The sequence below is a fragment of the Massilia sp. CT11-108 genome (assembly GCF_047302915.1).
Taxonomy (GTDB): domain Bacteria; phylum Pseudomonadota; class Gammaproteobacteria; order Burkholderiales; family Burkholderiaceae_D; genus Telluria; species Telluria orientalis.
Map to the genome: position 1 here is coordinate 1 of NZ_JBKYMO010000854.1, position 1511 is coordinate 1511.

Consider the following 1511-nt stretch of genomic DNA (forward strand, 5'->3'; position numbering starts at 1 on the left):
CAGGCCCAGCAGCATCAGCGACGCCGGCTCCGGCACCTGGCCGCCGGCGGTGTCGGCCGCGCGCTGGATGACGTTCGCCGTCAGGTTCAGCGTCAGGTTATAGCCCTTGCCCAGGGTGTCGGACGCGTAGGTGCCGTCCGGCGTCGCGTCGGCCAGGGTCAGCTGGTAGGTTGCCATGTTCTTGCCCAGGACGGTCGCGAGGAACGATGCCGTGTAGCCGTTGGAACCGCCCTGCACCAGGTTGTCGAACAGGGCCAGGCTGGTGCCGAACACGTTGTTCGCGTCGGTCTCGGCCACGTTGGTCAGCTTCAGGCCCACGCGGTCGTTAGCGGCCAGGTTGGCGATCGAAAAGTCCTTGGCCTTCACCGTGTCGTTCAGGTAGACGTCGCCGAAATCCAGCGTCAGCGACGTCACCGCCGACTTGCCGTCGAACGACTGGGCCGCGTGCAGCAGGTAGCTGTAGGTTGCGCTCAGGTCGCCTTTCCAGTTGATCGTCGACGTGGTCGTCGCGTCGCCGGAGAACTGGTTCGACGTCGTCTCGGCCGTGTTCGAGACGGCCAGCAAATCGGCGAGGAAGCTGCCGCTGCCGTTGCCGACGTACGCGTTCAGCGAGGTGCCGGCGACCGCCGTGTTCCGGTCCACGTTCGTGAGGCTGATGCCGTCGTTGCAAGCCGATTTGATCTTGTCCTTGAGCGTGCAGGAATCGGGCTTGCCGAGTGCCGCGCTCGCGCCGACGACGCCGGTCGGAATGCCGAGTGCCACCGAGCTGCTGCCCGTGCCCTCGGCCTTGTACGTGCCGGTGTCGTTCGCGTTGGTGCCGCCCTTCGCGACGGTGACGCTGGTCGTCTGCCAGTAGGTCGACTGCAGGTTGACGGTCGCGCCCGTCAAAACGCCCTTGCTCTTGTCGAACAGGGCGACCGTGGCTTTCTTGTCCGTATCCATGTTCGTGTTCGCCTTGATGCTAGTCGAGCCGTCCGTGCCGGCCTTCTGCCCGCCGAGCGTGTCGGTGATCACGTTGTTCACGTCGAATGCGGTCGTCTTGGTCGTGTCCAGAAGCGTCGCGTGGGCGAGGGTCGGGACCAGGGCGCTCATGGCGGCGAGCACGGCAGCATTCAGTGTAGTCTTCAGCATGTTGTTTCCTTTGGGTTGATCAACGATGAGGATGTCTTGTGACACTTTTTCTTTTACTCATCGTATTTACGCAAGGAACGTGCCAAAAACTATAACCATCTGTTCTGCAAGGAAATCCATTTTGAACAAAAATCAATGTCGCGGTGCTATGTAAAGATTCTCGACAGAAATAAAAGTTTCCTGAGGAAACATCGTGACATTGATCGTTGTCTAATGCAGCTGGGCGGGCACAGGTTGCGGCCGCGTACCCGGCGGCGGTGCGTGGCGCCTGGCGGCGGCGACCTCCGTGCCGGCATCCCACGGCAGCGACAGCACGGCCTCCAGCGCATCGGCGACCTGGCGGCCGAGGCCGACATCGCCGCCCTCGATCTGGGGCAGCG

General features: G+C 62.8%; 1 protein-coding gene. It reads right to left on the bottom strand.

All coding sequences use genetic code 11. The features are described 5' to 3' along the window. Positions 1-1131: choice-of-anchor E domain-containing protein (locus ACEN88_RS31415; protein ID WP_413346040.1), on the bottom strand; the 1131-nt coding region annotated here is incomplete at its 3' end. Between the last annotated feature and the right edge of the window lie 380 nt (positions 1132-1511).